Here is a 19,712-nt window from a genome sequence, read left to right as displayed (position 1 = left end):
ATCGTTCTAGTCGAAAATATGAAGATTAGGTGGGAGGATTAGCCATGCGCAAATTAAACATTTCTTTAATCGGGGTACCCGTGGATTTAGGTCAGAGCCGACGTGGAGTGGATATGGGGCCAAGTGCGATTCGATATGCAGGAGCGGTAGATCGTCTCCAGGCATTGGGTCATCACGTAATGGACGAAGGAAATATTTCTGTTTCTCCTATTCATGATGTATCGTGTAATGAAGTAGGATTGAAGAACTTAACAGAAGTGACTGAAGCGGCCGAAAAGCTCGCCGCGACAGTTTCGGCTATTGTAAAAAACAAGAAGTTTCCACTGGTGCTTGGTGGAGATCATAGTATCGCAATAGGGACACTTGCCGGATTGGGAGAACACTATAAAAACCTTGGCGTTATTTGGTACGATGCGCATGCAGATATGAATACAAGCGAAACATCTCCGTCGGGAAATATCCACGGTATGCCGCTCGCGGTTAGTATGGGGTTGGGGCATGAGCAGTTGGTGAATGTGCATAGTGAGGGAGCGAAAATCAATCCCCAAAACGTGGTAATTATCGGAGCACGCTCAGTAGATCCTGGTGAAAGACAAATAATTAAAGAAAAAGGCGTAAAAGTATTTACTATGCATGAAATCGACCGTTATGGAATGTCAGCGGTGATACAACAAACACTTGAATATTTTGCTTCAAGACGAGTAGACGGTGTTCATTTGTCATTGGATTTGGACGGTTTGGATCCGTTATATACACCGGGGGTAGGAACGCCTGTGCCAGGAGGGATCACATACCGCGAAAGTCATTTAGCTATGGAATTACTAGAAGATGCAAATGTCATTACATCCGCGGAATTTGTTGAGGTTAATCCTGTACTTGACGAGTACAATAAGACGGCTGATGTAGCAGTCGGATTGATGGGATCATTATTTGGTGAAAAACTACTATAATTAATTGAAGTGATTAAAGCCTGCAGGTTTTGATCACTTTTTCCTATTGTGGAAATGACTATCACTGATGGCGAGATTAATGATAAAGTAGAGATGAGCATACTAAATGAAAAAAGTGAAACTAAATGTAGTTTCTAACGTATATAGAGGGACAGCCGCATAAGAGCGGAGAGTGAAGCCTATTGGACGAATTAATTAACAAACGGGTAAAAGAAGTTTTACACGGTAATCAGGAAGCTTTTGAGGAAATCGTCATCCATTTTCAGCACCGCCTATATCAAGTGTGCTACCGAATGTTAAACAACGCGGCAGAGGCAGAAGATATTGCGCAAGAAGCCTTTGTGCGCGCTTATGTAAACTTGGAAACCTATGACCAAAAGCGGAAATTTTCTACTTGGTTGTACCGCATTGCGACCAATTTGTGTATTGATCGCATTCGTAAGAAAAAACCCGATTACTACTTGGATGCTACAATTCCAGGAACTGAAGGCTTGGATATGTATTCACAAATTGCAGCAGTGCAAAAATTACCGGAAGAAGAAGTAGAAAAGATGGAAATGAAAGATCGTATTCAATATGAAGTAAACAGGCTGCCCGATAAATACCGCACGATTATTATTTTACGATATATGGAAGACCTACAGTTGCAGGAAATTGCTGACATTTTGGAGATGCCACTTGGTACAGTGAAAACACGAGTACATCGAGGGCGAGAAGCACTTCGGCAACAAATGGGGAGTATGTAGGAGGTTAGATTCATGGGAAAATGTCCTAAACATGTTGTCCATTATATACATGCGTTTCTAGATGGTGATATCACCATTGAGGATGAACAAGTTATGAACGAACATTTGAAAATATGTGAAGAATGCAGAGAAACGTTTGAGGAACTAGGGCAAACTGTTACTTTATTTAAGGGTGTAGATATAGTGGAAGCGCCCCCTGGATTTGTCAATGGCGTGACTGCAAGATTGCCGAAACAGACAATTAAAAAAGGTCCAAGTAAGTGGTTTCGTCAACACCCGTTTATGGTGGCGGCCGCGATGTTTTTATTGCTGATGAGTGCATCTTTCTTCTCGAGTTTTGAAAATGAGCAGCAGTTTTCATTTACGAAACAGCCTAATTTAGTGGTTGAAGGGGAAACGGTTGTGGTACCGGCAGGAGAAACGGTTGTTGGAGATCTTGTTGTGAAGAATGGAGACCTTCGAATTGAGGGAGAAGTCGATGGTAATGTCACAGTCATTAGGGGTTCTAAGTATATGGCTTCAACAGCCGTTATAACGGGATCGAGTGAAGAAATCAATGAGATCTTTGATTGGTTATGGTATAAGATGAAGTCTATGGCAAAAGAAATTATCCCGGCATCGAAGGATCAAAAGCTTGAAAATGAATGATAAAATAGATTTTCAAAGTGATGCGTCTTGAGAGCTTACGCATCACTTTTTTGGTTTTCATTCAGAGGTACGATACCTTTTAGTTGACCATGTTAGTTGGTAATTATGTTATACTAAATATATAAGAACTTTCTTAAAAGGTAGGGGAAGCACATGCCGGGTTTGGAGCAAGCAACAACGTTAGCACCAATAGAAATACTAAAAAATATTGTGGATGTGCTTCTTGTTTGGTTCGTACTCTATAAATTAATTACCATTATTAAGGGAACAAAGGCTGTCCAATTACTAAAAGGTATATTTGTGATTTTAATCGTTCGCTATATTACAGAATGGCTCGGTTTGAAAACGCTTCAATGGATGATGGAAGAAGTACTTCGTTTTGGGTTTTTGGCCGCGATCATTATATTCCAACCTGAACTTCGTCGAGCATTAGAGCAATTGGGACGAGGCAGACTCTTTGCGCGGACTGCTATGCAGGAAGAAGAAGAACGTGACCGTTTGATTGAAGCATTCGTCAAATCCGTTAGTTATATGGCAAAGCGACGTATTGGTGCGCTCATTACGATTGAGAAGGAAACAGGTCTTAGTGAATATATCGAAACAGGCACCCCGATGAATTCACATATTACTTCCGAACTTCTTATCAATATATTTATTCCAAACACTCCACTGCATGACGGTGCAGTCATTGTGACAAAAAACCGTATTGCTGCCGCGGGTTGTTATTTACCATTGTCGGAAAGTCCGTTTATTTCCAAAGAGCTAGGTACACGACATCGTGCTGCGCTTGGAATAAGTGAGGTCACTGATTCGGTAACCATCATCGTATCAGAAGAAACAGGTGCCATAAGTCTGGCTGCGGATGGGGAAATTAACAGGAAGCTGGATATCGAGGAATTCGAAAAATTATTACGTATTTCCTGGTTTGGTAACACTACAGGACAAACGGATACTTCTCTATGGAAGTGGGGGAAGAGAAAAAATGGATAAATTCATGGATAGCCCCTGGTTTCTGCGACTGACTGCCTTGTTTTTAGCAATTATGTTGTTTTTTTCTGTAAAAGCGGAGAATCAATCCAGTCGTAATACAATAGGCGATGTGTTCGATCTTATGCAAGACGTTCCCGTGGAAGTATATTACGATACGGAAAATTTAGTAGTAACCGGAGTACCTGACGTGGTCAATATGACAATTGAAGGACCCGCTCAAATTGTACAGACTACTAAATTGTTAAAGGATTTTACATTAAAATTAGATTTACAAAACTTGACACTTGGTGAACATAGCGTACGTATACAAGCAGAAAATTTATCAGATAAACTGGATGTTCGACTTGATCCTGCAACGGTTACTATAAATATTGAGGAAAAGGTAACTCAATCATTTCGTGTCGATCCAGAGATGAATACGAGATTACTAGCGGAAGGTTATGAAGTGAAAAGCATGGGTGTCCGACCCTCTTCGATTAATGTTACAGGTGCGAAGAGTGTGGTGGATGCGATTAGTTTCGTAAAAGTTTCTATTACCAATGACGGTAGCCTAGATAAACCTTTTGAGCAAAAATCACGTGTTCGGGTATTGGATCGCGACTTGAATAAGCTATCCCTTGCGTTGGATCCTGAGGAAGTCACGGTCAAAGTAGATATTCAGGAATATAGTCGTGAAGTTCCGTTGAAATTGCAACAAAAAGGACAATCTCCAAGTGGAATAACTATTGAAAGTGCAGCACCCGATGTTCAAATCATTCGCATATACGGTCCTAAGAGTATAGTGGATGCAATTAAAGAAATTCCAGTAGAACTAGATATAGATAAAATAGATAAGTCCGGCAAAGTGGAAGTAGATGTAAAAAGTCCTGAAGGAATTACGAAAGTGACACCTGCCAAATTGAAAATTCAGGTGAAGGTTTCAGGCGATACTTCCGACGTATCGAAAAAGACGGATGATAATAAAGAATCATAAGACTCGTAACAAACGTGATCTACTGAGATGAGATCGAAAGGAAGAATACAACATGACACAGTATTTTGGAACAGATGGCGTCAGAGGTGTAGCGAACGAAGAACTGACACCTGAATTAGCATTTAAATTAGGCAGAATTGGTGGATATTTATTCACTAAAGATGCAGAAGAAAAAGCAGAAGTACTAGTAGGAAGAGATACACGCATTTCTGGTTTAATGCTTGAAAATGCCTTAATAGCAGGCCTATTGTCTGTTGGTGTGGAAGTCATGAAATTAGGCGTAATTAGTACACCGGGCGTAGCCTATTTAACACGTGTCATGAGCGCTCAAGCAGGTGTTATGATTTCAGCATCACATAATCCGGTTGAAGATAATGGAATTAAATTCTTTGGAGAAACCGGCTTTAAATTAACGGATGCACAGGAAGAAGAATTCGAACAGCTACTAAATGCAGAAGAAGATACATTACCTCGTCCAGTTGGCGGAAATGTTGGAACTATAACGGAATACTTTGAAGGTGGTCAAAAGTATATTCAATATCTGAAACAAATTGTCGATGAGGATTTTGAGAATATCCATGTGGCGCTTGATTGCGCACATGGTGCGACTTCGGTCTTGGCAACCCATGTATTTGCAGATTTGGACGCAGACTTGACTACAATGGGGGCTTCTCCAAATGGATTGAATATTAATGACGGCGTTGGATCTACACACCCTGAAGCACTTGCAGCACTTGTAGTAGAAAAAAGTGCAGATATCGGACTGGCATTCGATGGCGATGGTGATCGACTTATTGCAGTGGATGAAAAAGGAAATATTGTCGACGGTGACCAAATTATGTTCATTGTAGCCCGATATTTACATAGCAAAGGCAGATTAAAATCAGATACTATCGTCTCTACTGTGATGAGCAATCTAGGTTTCTATAAAGCACTAGAGGAATTTGGCATGAAGAGTGTCCAAACCGCTGTAGGCGATCGGTATGTCGTAGAAGAGATGCGTAAAAATCATTATAATCTTGGCGGTGAGCAATCAGGCCACATTATCTTCATGGATTACAATACAACGGGTGATGGCTTACTGACAGCATTGCAACTTGTGAACATCATGCAGCAAACAGGTAAAAAACTTTCTGAATTAGCTAGCGAAATGAAAGTGTATCCACAGAAACTTGTTAATATTCGTGTAATGGATAAATATGCGGTAATGGATAATATGCGTATTGTCGGAGTTATTAACGAGGTGGAGAAAGAGATGAACGGACAGGGAAGAGTACTTGTACGTCCTTCGGGGACAGAGCCTCTCGTTCGTGTAATGGTCGAATCTGAAACAGAAGCACAATGTGCAGAATATGCAGATCGGATATCACAAGTTGTAAAAGAGGAAATGGGTCTAGAGTAAATATACGTATGGGCTGGTAATAGGAAATTCTATATTACCGGCTCTCTTTTTATAGAAGTAGAATACCGGGGAATCAGATGTACAGGACGAAATGGGAATGCTTCCGCTGAACGGAGAGGAAAACAGTGAGTCAAAAAAAATATCAGAAAATGCTTGCACAACGTACAGAGAATATCTTTGAAGAGTGGAAAGCGCGGGGTAGTTTAACGGAAAGGGAGTTATATTACTTTCTTCATAAATTGAAGGGAACATCCGGTACAATTGGATTGCAACAGTTGTCTCTCTTTTGTGCGTCACAATTGGAGATTCTGACGTCTTCCAATGATCAGAAAATACCCGTTTCTTCATTAGAAAATTTGAAGAATCGTATTCGATCGCATTTTGATACTACTATTGCTGTAAAAAAAGAAGAATTTCAATTACCTGATCGCTACGTTAACCGTCTTGATCAAGAAACGTTTATTTTAATTATTGATCAAGATTTAGAGTTCGTATCCTATTTAAAAGAGTTGCTTGAGAAGCTTGGGGCTCAAGTCATTATTTCATTGAATGGAAAGCGTGGAATTGAACAATTTTACTCTATGAGGCCAAGTATTGTAATCATAGATGCAAAGTTGCCTGATATGACAGGCTTTGAAGTATTGGATCAAATTGCAGAACCCGCGCGGCAAAAAAATACGACTTTAGCCATCTCAAGTGAAGAAGTAACGAAAGAAATTCTGATTGAAACGTATCGAAGAGGTGCTATGGATTTGATATCTAAACCTTTTGATATGGATATCTTTTTTCCTTATTTGTTCAATCGACAATTGCGTCAGCATGCGGTTAGTAGCAGTATGATTACAGATAGTTTGACAGGCGTTGGTAATCGACGTTACTTCGACGAGACCATCAATACGTTGGCCAAAAAAGCCGATCAATCTGAAGCGGTTTTCTCGCTGGTCATAATAGACTTGGATCACTTTAAACAAGTAAATGATCTGTATGGTCATCCAGCAGGTGATGAAGTTCTACGGAAGTTTGGCGAAATCATCAAAGAGGAAAAACGCGAGGGCGATTATGTATGTCGTTATGGCGGGGAAGAGTTCGCTTTATTATTTTGTAATAGTAAAGCAGAAGATACTGTGCATGCCGTTGAGCGGATTCGAGCCAAATTCAATAACACTATATTCACATCCGGTGATGAGACATTCCAAGTAACTTTTTCAGCGGGCAGTGCGACGTATGAGGGAAATACTGCAAACATGATATCCGCTGCAGATCAAGCTCTTTATGAGGCGAAGCGTTCAGGGAGAAACCAAACGGTGATTTACGACCAGAGAAAACGGGTAGTAAAACGGAAATTGATTGTGATTATCGTTGACGATGATTCATTCATCAGACAAATTCTTCAGCAAACCTTGCTGGAGTTAAAATCCCCAGATATCGATATTACAGTTAAGACATATGCTGATGGCCCTTCGTTTCTGGAGGATGATTGGTACAGCCCGGATGCTTATTTCATCGTATTACTGGATGGTGTCATGCCAAAAATGGACGGTCTAGAAGTGTTGAGCCGATTAAAGAGTGACCATTCCAAAACAAACGTCACAGTCTCCATGATGACAGCTAGAAAAAGTGCGAATGATATTAAAGCAGCGCTTTGGCTTGGAGCAGATGATTATATTATTAAACCTTTTCAACCGTCGGAAGTGCTCGGAAGAATTGACAAGTTAGCGAATCGTTTATTTGATAAAAGAGAATAGAAGAAGGTGCCCACTTTGATACATGTAGGAAAAAAAGTGTTAGTTGTAGACGATGAAGATATTTTACGTATGTTACTTGCGGATACTTTGGAATTTGAAGGATTTCAAGTAGAAGAAGCAGAAGACGGGGTAGAAGCTTTGGAGAAAATTCAAAGCACTTCATATGACGCCATTCTCTTGGATTATATGATGCCACGTATGACAGGTTTAGAATTATTAGAGCGTCTACAACCGCTAGAACTGACAACGCCTATTATCATGCTCACTGCGAAGGCACAGCAAGCAGATCAGGACGTTGCTTTAGCAAAAGGGGCTTCTTACTTCGTACCCAAACCCTTTAGCCCAAATGAACTGGCTGAATTAGTCAAATCATTATTTTAATTACAGTCTATCCATACAAAATAAAAGAACGTCTTCTCCGTAAAGGAAAAGACGTTCTTTTTAGTTGTTCTCTGGATACAAAATCAGTCCATCAGAACGCTCCATAGTCTCCATGATAATAGATGATAAATCGCTAAGAGGATAAGGCTTCGTCAAGTATTTACCGACCTGGAATTTCTCCATCAATACAGACTCTTTTTCTAATGAAGAGGATATCACAATTGGGATCGATTTAGTTTTAGTGTGTTCTTTCATTTGGCTTATTAAATCCCAACCATTCTCACCTTCTTCTAATTTTAAATCGACGACGACTGCGGCTGGTTGCATTGCTTCTATACATTCAAATGCCTTGCTAATTTTGGAATGATGAATGACTGAAAATCCATTGCTTGCTAGTTCTTCTCCCAATAATAATGAAATATTTACATCGTCTTCTACAATGACAACCAAAGGTTTGTCGTAGTCAATTTTCTCTTTAGGCAACTGTTGTTTCAAAGGAAGGGAAAAGAAAATGGTGGTCCCTACATTTTCCTCAGAATGTACCCAAATCTGTCCATTATGATCTTGGATAATCTCTCTGCAAATAGATAGACCAAGACCTGTTCCGCCAATTTTTCTGCTGTAACTATTATCAAATCTGTAGAATTTCTCAAATAGATGTTCAATAGTATCTGATGGAATTCCAATGCCTTCATCCGCTATAGAAATGATAACGGCATCTTGTTGATTTAACAGAGAAATATTCACATTTCCGCCGTCAGGTGAAAATTTAATGGCATTGCCAATTAAATTCATGAATACTTGTAGAATGCGGTCATAGTCCCCTCTGACTATAGATGAATAGGTGAGATCCTGCATCTTTATCGTATGGTGAGGTGATTGAATCCGTAAATAATCTACGGCCTTTTCAGCTACTTTGCCGACGGATAAGTCCTCCATCGTATAGGATTGTCGCCCTGATTCCATTCGCTGTAAATCTAAGAAGTCATTGATGAGCGCCGTTAATCGGGTTGCTTCGCTATGAATAGTTTCAAGATACCGTTTTTTGCGTTGTTCATCCATATCTTTATTGAGTAAAAGCTCAGAGAATCCAAGGATACTAGATAAAGGTGTTCGTAATTCGTGACTAACAGTTGATACCAATTCTGTCTTCATTTTATTGACTTCATGTTCGTGTGTTATATCACGGTGTACGAAGATCGTACCAACTTTTTCATCTTGAATAACAATTGGGACACTATAAACATTCATTACCCGTGACTCTTGAGAGGGCAATGAAAGTATATATTCGTTAGTAATGAATTCCGTGGATGTAGACCTGATTGCATCATCAAGAAATGCTTTATATTGAACAGGGTCGTCAATTTGACTGAGGAAATACTCTGTCCATTCCTCTCGTGGCCAAGCTTTATATTCTGTTTCAGGTTCCATCCCAAGTAAATCGAATAAGGCTGTATTGTACTTATCATTCTCACTTGTATTTGAAACGAAACGAATGCCTTCGTTAATGTTATCCAAGATACTCTGATTCAACTGACGTTCATGACTAATGAGTTCGTATTGCTCAATACGATCCACTGCGATCGCAATACGTTTGATCAAACCGTACAAATCTTCTTGGTCGTCTTCTGTAAACGGCTTACCGACACGTGAGAGGACAGACACAACGCTTAACTCGTTAACAACATTGTAGATACCTGTAACAAAATCATAGACGTATGTAATAGTGTCTGCTATTCCTTTTTCATATTCCGCTTCTCTTTTAATAATGAAATAGGGTTCTGTTTCAAGTCGGATTTTTATATACTCTAACCGCTCTTGTTTAATTTCAGTGAAAAACTCTTCTGAAATCCCCTTTAACGTATGAATGTCACTTTTAGGAAACCAAAGAAAACTTAAGTCGGATTGATAGATGTGATTTACATAGCGAGAAGTTTGGTCACATACTTCTTGCTTATCTAACGAGAATGATAATATATGACTCAAACCATTGTATCGTTCCAAACGGACACGGGAAAATCGAGCTTCTGATAAAGCGAATTCCATCTTAGTTTGGCGATTAAATAATTCATCTTGCTGTGTAATCAATTCTTCATTTTGTGAAAGAAGCTCCTGCTCATTCATTTGAATGCGTACCATCATTTTATGAATGGATTGTGAGAGTGCGCCAATCTCATTCTCTGTCTGAATTGGTTGGAATAGGACAGTGCCTTCAGTTTCATACTGATCTGCTGCGCGCGTGATATCTTCTATCGGCTTGACCACTCGGTTGATAACGCTCCAAAACATAAAGATTGGAATAAGCAAGAAGATAAAGCCGAATAGTGTGATGATCAAAAAGAATGTTTTGGTTTGTTGCATGGTATTATTATATGCATTTTCTAGCTTATCCTTTGAAGAATCTTCATATTCATTAGCATATGTAATGAAGCTATTAACAGCTAAGTTCGTACCATTCTTTGCTAGGGCCTGTAAGCCAGCATAATCGTTCTCTTTTACAAAATGAATAGCATTTGGAAGGGTAACATTTTCATATTCTATTAAGAAATTATCGATTTCGTCAATGATTCGCTGCTCTTCTGCCGTTAATTGGAGGGACTTAAATTCACGGGAATGAGAATGGATGTCCTCAATTGCTTGATAGGCAAAATTTAATTCCTCTTTTATTTGAAATGCATAGTAACCACGAATCCGAAAGAATAGCTCTTGGATTGAATCGGATATTCCTTCAATCAATATCGACTTTTCTATTGAGGCTTGCTGTTTATCTTCTAGTTGATCCCAAGAGCTACTAGCATAGAAATACATGCTACCCATCCCGATAATCGCAACAACTATTGAAGCGATAAATACTTTTATGTATTGTTGACGAATCCCTTTTTTATGCGCCATCCGATTGCCCCTTCCCACTTCCTCATATACTCCTATTCTATCATTTACCTTTAGTATTTACAGATAGAATTTTCAGTTAAAAAATAATGTTTTGGATACGTGGTAGGTTGAATTGCATGCATGAAAATACTAGCCAAAATACGTTGTGTTTCAATTAAAGATTAAGACAAATTAGCAGAAAAGAAGAGGACAGACCTATAATTTAATAGGTTTGTCCTCTGGCAAGTAATGTACATGTTTACTCAAAAATATATTTTAATGCTAGAACTGCTTGATCTACCGATTCCACCGTAACATGTGCTTTACGGGATAGTTCTTTTAATGGATGGTGATGGTTTTCCTGACGAATCAAAATGAGTGGCTTCCCAAAAGCGACTGCTGCGCTGGCATCCATTGCAGTATTCCATTGTTTGTACTGTTCACCAAATAACGCAACGACAACATCTGATTTTTTCATTAAAATTTCCGTTCGTAAGTTGTTGAGACTTGAAGCCGCGGCATCTTTGAAGATTTTATCCGGCTGTTGTCCTAGAATCTCTTCTCCTATGTTATCCGAGCGGTCATGGTCTTCCATGGGTCCGACAAAGTCTACGGGTAATTGTAGATCTCTTGCTTGTTGTTTGATTTCATCTCGCCAAGATGTATGAATTTCTCCAGCTAGGTATACTGTTAATCGCATGAATACACCTCCTAGTTTGATAGTCTTTATTGTACCATGTATTATGTCTTCCTTCACCAGATGTACTTAAGCAGAAAGAGATCGTGAATATGGTACACTAAATAAAAAAGAGGAGAGATTAGTATATGAATGGACAGAATCGATCAGATGTAAAACCTGGTTTACGAGTAGCTGTTATTTTAAAAAAAGATCAACGAAGCGGCGTGAAAACAGAAGGTGTTGTTAAAGATTTATTGACCAATTCCAGTTTTCATCCACACGGTATTAAAGTACGACTTGAAGATGGACAGGTTGGACGTGTGGCAGAAATATTAGAATAACAAAAAAAGGCTGGGACAAAACCTCAAAAGGTATGAAGGAGAAGACACCTTCATACCTTTTTTAATTCACTGAAACTTATTTATAAAGTTTAATTAGTTAGTAATCAAGAGTGTACCGAAGCGGAAAAAGGCCGTCTCCTGCGGGATTCAGCACGAATGTTGAGACCCTGCAGGTGCGCCAGCGACGAGGAGGCTCAAGCGCGCCTTTTGTAGCGTAGGGGAACGGACTGTTTTTTAAGTTATGTCCCAGCCTCTTTTCGTGGATTTGATTACTCCCCGTCGCGATACGTAACGGCTGTACCGGTTGCGATACACATCATCATGCCTTCACGTACCATTTCGAAATCTAAGTCTATACCAATGACAGCGTTCGCACCCATAGCACTCGCTTTCTGAGACATTTCATCCATTGCTGTTTGACGTGCTTCCGTTAGTTTGCTTTCATAGGCAGCACTGCGTCCACCTACAATATCGGTGACAGATGCAAAAATATCCCTGACGATATTTGCCCCCATAATGGTTTCCCCTGATACAATCCCGTGATACGTTTCAATTGTCCGACCTTGCAGCATATTAGTTGTCGTGTGTAACATTTGATCTCCCCCTTTTTTTATATACGTTACAATAGAAAGAATGGTTTCAATATATGCGTAGAATATGTAAAGTACGTTACGTTAAGTTGCTGTGTCAAATGGTGTAATTTCCCGGGGAATACTGTATGAAAAAATAGTTCTATTCTACGAATCGCCAAAAAAATGTTCAAAGTGTACTATCCATAAGGTAGTATAGGTATATTGATAGTAAGAAAGGAGATGATTATATGACGGAGCAAATGTACCAACTCGTTTCTATTGTCGTCTATATGATAGCCATGCTGCTAATCGGTTGGTATGCATTCAAACGCACATCGAATCTAACAGATTATATGTTAGGCGGACGGTCGCTCGGCCCAGCAGTCACCGCATTAAGTGCGGGAGCTTCTGATATGTCGGGTTGGCTATTGATGGGATTGCCGGGTGCTATTTATCTAAGTGGACTGGGTGAAGCCTGGATTGCAATTGGTTTGACATTGGGTGCCTATTTAAACTGGTTATATGTCGCACCACGTTTACGTGCATATACGCAAGTTTCAAATAACTCCATCACGATCCCAAGTTTCTTGGATAACAGGTTAAAAGATAAATCCCGCTTATTGAGAGTGGCTTCAGGCATTATTATTTTAGTGTTTTTCACATTCTATGTATCTTCAGGCATGGTAGCTGGCGGGAAATTCTTCCAAAGTTCATTTGGACTTGAGTATCATACGGGTCTGATTATTGTATCGGTGGTAGTTCTGGCATATACATTGTTCGGTGGATTCTTGGCAGTTAGTTATACGGATTTTGTACAAGGCTTGATTATGTTTTTGGCACTGATTTTAGTTCCGTTGTTCGGGATTTTTATCACAGGTGGTTTCTATGAAACGGCAGCGAGTATACGTGAAGTGGATCCCGCACTGCTGAACCTTGTGTCGGGTGTCAGTGTTGTCACCATAATCTCCTCGCTTGCATGGGGACTTGGTTATTTTGGACAGCCGCATATCATCGTCCGTTTCATGGCGATCAAGTCAGTGAAAGAGACGAAGAGTGCTAGACGGATTGGTATTGGTTGGATGATGCTAAGTTTGTTTGGTGCCATTGCTACTGCATTAATTGGTATCGCGTATTTTCAACAAAACAGCGCGGACTTGGCGGATCCAGAAACGGTCTTTATCGTTCTCGGACAAATTATTTTTCATCCGTTGATTGCAGGCATCATGTTAGCGGCGGTATTGGCGGCTATTATGAGTACGATATCTTCACAATTGATCGTGACATCGTCTGCTTTAATTGAAGACTTGTATAAAGCGGTTTTCAAAACAAATGCTACAGATAGTCACTACGTATTTTTAGGGCGTTTAGCTGTCCTCGTCGTGACGATCATCGCAATGGTACTCGCTTGGCCGAATAAAGAATCTGTATTGAAATTGGTTTCATTCGCTTGGGCAGGTTTCGGCGGGGCGTTTGGTCCTATTATTCTCTTGTCATTATACTGGAGAAAGCTAACAGCTAAAGGAGCATTGTTCGGTATGATTATTGGTGCTGTAACGGTAGGTGTTTGGGGAAGTATCGATTTCCTGCACGACACATTGTATGAAATTGTTCCTGGATTTGTGCTTTGCCTTATTGTTGCGGTATTGGTCAGCAAGGCAACGTATAAACAAGACCCTGTTATTGAAAGAGAATACGATGACACATTGGAATTACTTGAAAAAGAGATGTGAAAAAGGAGCTATCCATTGCGCAATATGCAATGGATAGCTCTCTTTTCTCTGTCTATATCATTTATAACGCGTCCGTCACTTCGTCGCCATCGGGCAGATACTCGTATAATCCAATTTTCTTCAAGCCTTTTTTAATCTTCGTCGTATAGCCGAGTTTTTCATTTGATAGGAAAGTGGCCTTCGAAATAATTAGTTGCTTAAGTGTAGGCAAGTAAATTGGATCGATTTGTTGCCAAAGTTGATAGGAGTCTATCAAGTCTTCCAGCGTTAAATGTTTATAATCATCGCCCTCAAAAGTGGATTCCGGAGAAATCTTGTACCAAATATCTCCATTGTCGCGAATCCATTTGTCTTTTTGATAGACAATGGCTCGCTGGATATTGCGCGCGGTGTGAAGATATCGCCAATCCCCGAACTCCTGGTAAGACATGAGTAAAATATTCATACCACCGAGTGAATGATTCATGGATGTATGGGTAGTGACTTTCTGTTTGATTGGAAAGTAGTCAGCAATGTAATAGGCATCACTAGCTACTCGAATAATATTGCCTTTTCGTTGCTGGGATACGAGAAGGTCAGCATAATCGCGCAGTGGTTCATTCGCAGAAGGAATTCCAAACTCATCGCCGCTATTATAATAGAATAAAGCAATTTGTTCATTGAAACGCGTATCAATAAATGGTGCGTGAATATCATATAAGTTTTTAAGATACGTACTTGTTACTTCTGTTTCCCAGTAGTCTTTGTCCTCTTTAAAGTTTTTCAAGTTGACGAAAGCATTATAGACTAGATTCTCAAAATAACGTCCTTTATTTTCGTGATAAAGCGTCAATGCGCGATCTTCTTTTAACATCAATAAATTACGACCATAGTTTTGACCTGTAACGGGCATCGGTTCTGTTGAGTCAGCCAATTTATTATATGAACCTTCAGCTGTGTACCACTTATTGCGCTTCTTGTGGTTCTGACTTGTTTCTCTCATCCACTTGAATAGGTCATCCTTTGATTTAAACAACTGCTCATCGGAATCTACATACCAGTGATCCACTATTTCTCCCGCTTTAGCTTGTAGTTTATAGGATGATAAAAGCGTTTTACCGGCTAACGCATAGGAGAAGTTCTCTCGCTCTCCAAGAAGTTCACGCGAAACACTTTCTTCATCATTATCATAGCGAAGGGATAATTGTTTGGATTGGTAGGCCTGTCCAATCATCCGTTCTTCTACAGTGCCGTCCGTCTTGATAAAGCGCAGCAGGCCTGTTGGATAAGTTGTCATATCTGCATCCGCCAAATCTAGGTTCTCACGCATGAGTGGATAGCGATCATAGCGGAATAGATCAAACCGTGCGATATCTTGTTCTTTTTGAAGTACCTCTACCGTTATTGATCTGTCAGTAGGATTAGTTAGTTCCGAGAATACAAATACATCTTTGTTAGGCAATTCACGAACTGTCAATTTGATTTCAGCGCCTTCTTTTCCGACAGCATATGTATACGCACTATCGCGTGAAAATCCATAATTAGTTTGTGTAAAGTCTTTGTATGCAAATGTTTCCTTAGAGCGCAAATAAAGAGGGTGAGTATTGAATGGTACACTTCCTAAATAAGTCTCGGGGACGCTTTTACTATAGTGACCGGACTCTTCTGGGGTGGAAAGGGTAAACTGCTTCGGTTGTTTAATACGGTTAGTTTCCACTAGTATCCGATGCAGTGCTTTTGAAAAATACGCTCTTGATACGATCGAGTCACCGTAATGAAGAAATTCCTCCGCTTGAGGAAACGTGTAAACGGGAATATTTTTTAATGTAACTCTATCCGAACTAGAAGGCCAACTAGTGGCCAATATTTTACCGAAGTCCTTTTCCATATCAAAAGCTGTAATGAATGAATTCCAGAGTTCTGTTTTCGTCAATGGTTCATCAAAGCCGAAAAAACCTCGTCTGCTTGGTTGAATCCATCCATTTTCGACCGCAGTCAAAGCAAAACGTCCTTTATCCGATCCCCAGGCAATATCTGAAAAACCATAGGATTTATCAATAAATTTTGATCCAAAGATTTTAGATAAAGAAACAGCGGCCTGTCCCTTTGTTAGCGGTGTTTCGGGATGGAACTGCACATCAAAATTGCCTGTAATGATTTTCATTTCATCCAGCTGCATGATTTCATTTTTTGCCCAGTGATGATCCGGGACATCTATATATTTTACATCTGTCGTTTGTGCGCTGACAGACTGTATGGAACAAATGAAAAGTAGTGCTAGTAAAAGTGTTACAGTATTCCATTTTCTCACTTTCATGACCTCCAACTAAATGCTGCTTCAATACTCTAGTATACCCCAAAATAATTCATAACAACAACGGAGGAAGCAAAAGGGGACATATGATACAATCGGAATAGAATGACAGTTATGAAATCGATAAAAGTGGAGGTTTCTATATGAATAAAGAAGAGTTTTTGGAACGTTATGCAATTGATCGGAAGGGTACGAACTCGCTGAAGTGGGACAAGCTTGAGGAACGTTTTGGAGATGCAGATTTACTTGCGGCCTGGGTAGCGGATATGGAGTTTAAGGCTCCGGAGCAAGTGATAGAAGCGTTGAAAGAAAAAGTGGACTTTGGGGTGTTTGGCTATACATATGCACCTAAATCCTATTTTGAAGCGTTCATTAACTGGGAACGTGAGCATCATGGATATGAAGTGAAAGAGGAATGGATGCGTTTTTCAACAGGTGTCGTGACGGCGCTGTACTGGTTTGTTAATGCCTTTACGAAACCTACAGAAGCCGTGATTATCCTGTCTCCGGTCTATTATCCTTTCGCCAACGCAGTGAAAGATACCGGCCGCACACTGATTAGCAGTGAGCTCATTAATACAGCGGGTATTTACACGATTGATTTTGAAGACTTTGAGAAGCAAATAGTGGAGAACGACGTAAAATTATTCATTCATTGTACACCGCATAATCCCGTTGGTCGTGTGTGGACAGCAGAGGAAGCAGAGAGGCTTCTGTCGATCTGTGAAAAGCATGATGTATTAGTAGTGTCCGATGAGATACATCATGATATGACGTTTGGTGATCACACACATATACCCTCTGCAATTGTTGCTGAAGGGAAGTACTCTGAGCGTGTCATTACCGTTACTTCGGCTTCCAAAACATTCAACTTGGCGGGCTTGTTGACATCACAGATCATAATTGAAAATAAAGCGTTGCTAGAGCAGTTCGATACGTTTGTGAAATCTGTTAGTCAAACAGAAGTAAATATGCTAGGTATGACGGCTGCAGAGGCAGCTTATAATCATGGTACAGACTGGCTTGAAGGATTGCGAGAAGTCGTTAAATCAAATGAACGCTATGCGGTCAAACAGTTTGCAGAGCATGCGCCCAAGTTAATCGTTACACCGTTGGAAGGGACATACTTACTGTGGATCGACTTGCGTGCACATATCCAACCAGACGGTGTAAAAGAATTTGTTCAAGATACATGTAAACTGGCAATCGACTACGGAGAGTGGTTTGGGGAGAACTCGAAAGGTTTCATTCGTTTAAATCTCGGCACGAAACCGCACTATATTAAGCAAGCGGTGGATAGCATTATTGAGCATTTGCCACAATCTTAAGATATATATAAAGATCGCCGCATTGTCGTAATAGGACATTGCGGCGATCTTTTTCGTTATGATAGGGTCTGATTGTCATGTGCCGGTAGAAAACTTAGCAAATGCTTCAGTTCATTTTCCAAGAAAGGCTTCGTCTGCAACATATTCCTGAATGCTGCGTAACGATTAATTTGCTCTGGAGTTGGCTCTTTATCATTTCGATAGGCACGTATCAAGATGTTCTTCGGTGTATGCTCCATATCGATGAACTCCACAAGTTGTGATTCATAGCCAACTAATGTAAGCAGCTCTGCACGGATAGAATCAGTTGCGAGTGCAGCAAAACGTTCTTTCACTAGTCCATGCTGCAACATGATGTCGAGCGCAGGAGCTTGAACTTGTGAAAACAGCTCATGCTGACAACAAGGAACAGATAGGATGACTGAAGCTCCCCAGTTGACTGCTTTAGCCAATGCCATATCCGTTGCCACGTCACATGCGTGAAGCGTGACGACCATATCGACTGCAGTATCTCCATCATATTCATTGATATCGCCTACTAGAAATTCTAGCTGATCGTATTGCAGATCACGTGCAATTTCCTGGCATTCTTCAATGACTTCTTTTTTTAGATCCAATCCCGTTACTCGAATATCGAGGCCTTTTTCGATTCGCAAGTAATGATACAGTGCGAACGTCAAATAAGATTTACCTGATCCGAAATCCAGTATACGAATCGGACGGTCGTTCGGCAAGTGTGAAAGGGTATCATCAATCAGTTCAACAAAGCGATTAATCTGACGAAACTTATCATGTTTTTGATTTTTGACCTTACCTTCCGGTGTTTGAACGCCGAGACGAATGAGAAATGGGTAAGGGGTTCCTTCATGTAAAGCATAATTCTTCGTCCGATTATGCGCATAGTCGACCGTCTTCTCCGTGTTGAGGAAAATTCGTTTTATCGACACTTTCATCTTCTTAGAAATTTGAATCTGCATCGTTTCATCTGATAAATCAATATGGAATTGCTTAAAGTTTTCCAAAGCGTCGTGCAATGGTTGCTCCACTTCTTCGAGTGCCACATTAACATGCTTGAGAATACGTTCATGCTGATATTCAAATTGAATATAAAATTGACCTTTAAGTTCAAGCGGCTTTAATTTAATTCGTTTCACATCATTGGATTTCATTCGTGGCCCACTAATTGTGGCACGGATGAATGTTCCATCTGTCATGCGTCGCTGGAGTAGTTCCAGCACGTCATCTACTGACATCGTTTGACACTCCTGTCTTTCTTCAGTTCAATAGGAATCCTTGTTTTTGTAAGAAAGCCTCGAGATCCGTTCTTCTTGGTGTCTCAAGGAAATCCGCCATTTCTTTCGTCCACATGGCATCACGCTGATTGGTATCACGGCTCGCATAGTATTCTTTCATTATTTCGTCATATGCTGGCAATAGATCCTTGTACTGATCTTCGTTATACGTGTTTTCATGCAAGACGGCTTCTACAGGTAAACGCGGCTTGACCTCATTGGATTCATTTGGAACACCGATGGACAATCCAAATAGAGGCACAACGCCTTTTGGCAATTCCAGTACTTCTGAGATTTCTTCCATTGCATTTCGTACACCGCCGATATAGCAAATACCGTAGCCTTTTGATTCGGCAGCAATGACGACATTTTGCGAGAATAGACCAACATCGATTGCGCCAACTAGCACATTCTCTGCTACTGTATAGTCAATTTCTTGACCATGTAAACGAGCGGCGTGAGATAATCGGTTATAGTCCATACAAAATACTAATACTGCGCCGGCTGTATAGAATTGACGGCGATTCTTGGACAGTTCGGCCAACTGACCACGTTTTTCCGTGTCCGTTACATACATTACGGTACATGCTTGCACAAAGTGAGAACTAGCTGCGTGTTGACCCGCTTTAATTAGTTCTATCACTGTCTCTCTTGAAATCGGTTCATCTTTATAACGTCGAACCGATGAGTGAGATTTTAATAAATCGATTACCATACAATCCCTCCGCATTCGTTTTCATCAGGACATATATCTCCCTGAAACTCTTCTTT

Annotated in this window: 17 protein-coding genes; 11 read left to right on the top strand and 6 right to left on the bottom strand. The window is 40.2% G+C overall.

Features of this window, described 5'->3' with window-relative positions; all coding sequences use genetic code 11:
• The first annotated feature begins 44 nt into the window (after window positions 1-44).
• The 8 genes from rocF (at window position 45) to CSV75_RS09970 (ending at window position 7,835) form a co-directional block, all read left to right on the top strand.
• A complete protein-coding gene (gene rocF / locus CSV75_RS10005) occupies window positions 45-950 on the top strand; it encodes an arginase (RefSeq protein WP_099675736.1) in 906 nt (301 codons plus the stop codon).
• A 182-nt stretch (window positions 951-1,132) separates the two neighbouring features.
• Window positions 1,133-1,696, top strand: a complete 564-nt coding sequence (sigW, locus tag CSV75_RS10000) for an RNA polymerase sigma factor SigW (RefSeq protein ID WP_099630570.1) — start codon at window positions 1,133-1,135, stop codon at window positions 1,694-1,696.
• Window positions 1,697-1,708: 12 nt separating this feature from the next.
• Complete coding sequence (locus tag CSV75_RS09995) at window positions 1,709-2,344, top strand: anti-sigma factor family protein (protein WP_099675735.1); 636 nt, start codon at window positions 1,709-1,711, stop codon at window positions 2,342-2,344.
• 153 nt (window positions 2,345-2,497) lie between these two features.
• Window positions 2,498-3,334: a diadenylate cyclase CdaA gene (cdaA, locus tag CSV75_RS09990; protein WP_099675734.1), complete on the top strand. Its 837-nt coding sequence runs from the start codon at window positions 2,498-2,500 to the stop codon at window positions 3,332-3,334.
• Window positions 3,327-4,307 carry a CdaR family protein gene (locus CSV75_RS09985; RefSeq protein ID WP_099675733.1) on the top strand — a complete coding sequence of 327 codons (981 nt, stop codon included), beginning with the start codon at window positions 3,327-3,329 and terminating at the stop codon, window positions 4,305-4,307. Before cdaA ends, CSV75_RS09985 begins: the two co-directional genes overlap by 8 nt.
• Window positions 4,308-4,359: 52 nt before the next feature.
• Window positions 4,360-5,709, top strand: a complete 1,350-nt coding sequence (gene glmM / locus CSV75_RS09980; RefSeq protein WP_099630574.1) for a phosphoglucosamine mutase — start codon at window positions 4,360-4,362, stop codon at window positions 5,707-5,709.
• 125 nt (window positions 5,710-5,834) lie between these two features.
• A complete protein-coding gene (locus tag CSV75_RS09975) occupies window positions 5,835-7,454 on the top strand; it encodes a diguanylate cyclase (protein WP_099675732.1) in 1,620 nt (539 codons plus the stop codon).
• A gap of 15 nt (window positions 7,455-7,469) precedes the next feature.
• Window positions 7,470-7,835 carry a response regulator transcription factor gene (locus tag CSV75_RS09970; protein ID WP_099630576.1) on the top strand — a complete coding sequence of 122 codons (366 nt, stop codon included), beginning with the start codon at window positions 7,470-7,472 and terminating at the stop codon, window positions 7,833-7,835.
• A 60-nt stretch (window positions 7,836-7,895) separates the two neighbouring features.
• On the opposite strand, the gene CSV75_RS09965 is transcribed toward CSV75_RS09970, so the two are convergent.
• The gene (locus CSV75_RS09965; protein ID WP_099675731.1) at window positions 7,896-10,727 is read right to left on the bottom strand and encodes an ATP-binding protein; all 2,832 of its coding nucleotides are present in this window, start codon (window positions 10,725-10,727) and stop codon (window positions 7,896-7,898) included.
• A 238-nt stretch (window positions 10,728-10,965) separates the two neighbouring features.
• Window positions 10,966-11,406, bottom strand: a complete 441-nt coding sequence (locus CSV75_RS09960) for a YtoQ family protein (protein WP_099675730.1) — start codon at window positions 11,404-11,406, stop codon at window positions 10,966-10,968.
• A 125-nt stretch (window positions 11,407-11,531) separates the two neighbouring features.
• On the opposite strand from CSV75_RS09960, the gene CSV75_RS09955 reads away from it, so the two are divergent.
• Window positions 11,532-11,726 (top strand): YwbE family protein, encoded by a 195-nt coding sequence (locus CSV75_RS09955; protein ID WP_099675729.1) that lies wholly within the window; start codon window positions 11,532-11,534, stop codon window positions 11,724-11,726.
• A 269-nt stretch (window positions 11,727-11,995) separates the two neighbouring features.
• Here the strand turns inward: CSV75_RS09955 and CSV75_RS09950 are convergent, their stop codons facing one another.
• The gene (locus CSV75_RS09950; protein ID WP_099635762.1) at window positions 11,996-12,319 is read right to left on the bottom strand and encodes a YbjQ family protein; all 324 of its coding nucleotides are present in this window, start codon (window positions 12,317-12,319) and stop codon (window positions 11,996-11,998) included.
• A gap of 227 nt (window positions 12,320-12,546) precedes the next feature.
• Here CSV75_RS09950 and putP point away from each other — a divergent pair, with 227 nt between their 5' ends.
• Window positions 12,547-14,028 carry a sodium/proline symporter PutP gene (gene putP, locus CSV75_RS09945; RefSeq protein ID WP_099675728.1) on the top strand — a complete coding sequence of 494 codons (1,482 nt, stop codon included), beginning with the start codon at window positions 12,547-12,549 and terminating at the stop codon, window positions 14,026-14,028.
• A gap of 61 nt (window positions 14,029-14,089) precedes the next feature.
• On the opposite strand, the gene CSV75_RS09940 is transcribed toward putP, so the two are convergent.
• Entirely contained in the window at window positions 14,090-16,318 is a 2,229-nt protein-coding gene (locus CSV75_RS09940) for an S-layer homology domain-containing protein (protein ID WP_158231646.1), read from the bottom strand.
• A 146-nt stretch (window positions 16,319-16,464) separates the two neighbouring features.
• Here CSV75_RS09940 and CSV75_RS09935 point away from each other — a divergent pair, with 146 nt between their 5' ends.
• The gene (locus CSV75_RS09935; RefSeq protein ID WP_099675726.1) at window positions 16,465-17,649 is read left to right on the top strand and encodes a MalY/PatB family protein; all 1,185 of its coding nucleotides are present in this window, start codon (window positions 16,465-16,467) and stop codon (window positions 17,647-17,649) included.
• A gap of 56 nt (window positions 17,650-17,705) precedes the next feature.
• Here CSV75_RS09935 and CSV75_RS09930 read toward each other — a convergent pair whose 3' ends face one another.
• Window positions 17,706-18,902, bottom strand: a complete 1,197-nt coding sequence (locus CSV75_RS09930) for a class I SAM-dependent methyltransferase (RefSeq protein ID WP_099675725.1) — start codon at window positions 18,900-18,902, stop codon at window positions 17,706-17,708.
• 22 nt (window positions 18,903-18,924) lie between these two features.
• Window positions 18,925-19,656 carry an oxygen-insensitive NADPH nitroreductase gene (nfsA, locus tag CSV75_RS09925; protein WP_099675724.1) on the bottom strand — a complete coding sequence of 244 codons (732 nt, stop codon included), beginning with the start codon at window positions 19,654-19,656 and terminating at the stop codon, window positions 18,925-18,927.
• Window positions 19,657-19,712: the final 56 nt, after the last annotated feature.

The sequence above is a fragment of the Sporosarcina sp. P18a genome (assembly GCF_002743135.1).
Classification (GTDB): Bacteria; Bacillota; Bacilli; order Bacillales_A; family Planococcaceae; genus Sporosarcina.
This window is presented reverse-complemented; position numbering and strand designations above follow the sequence as displayed.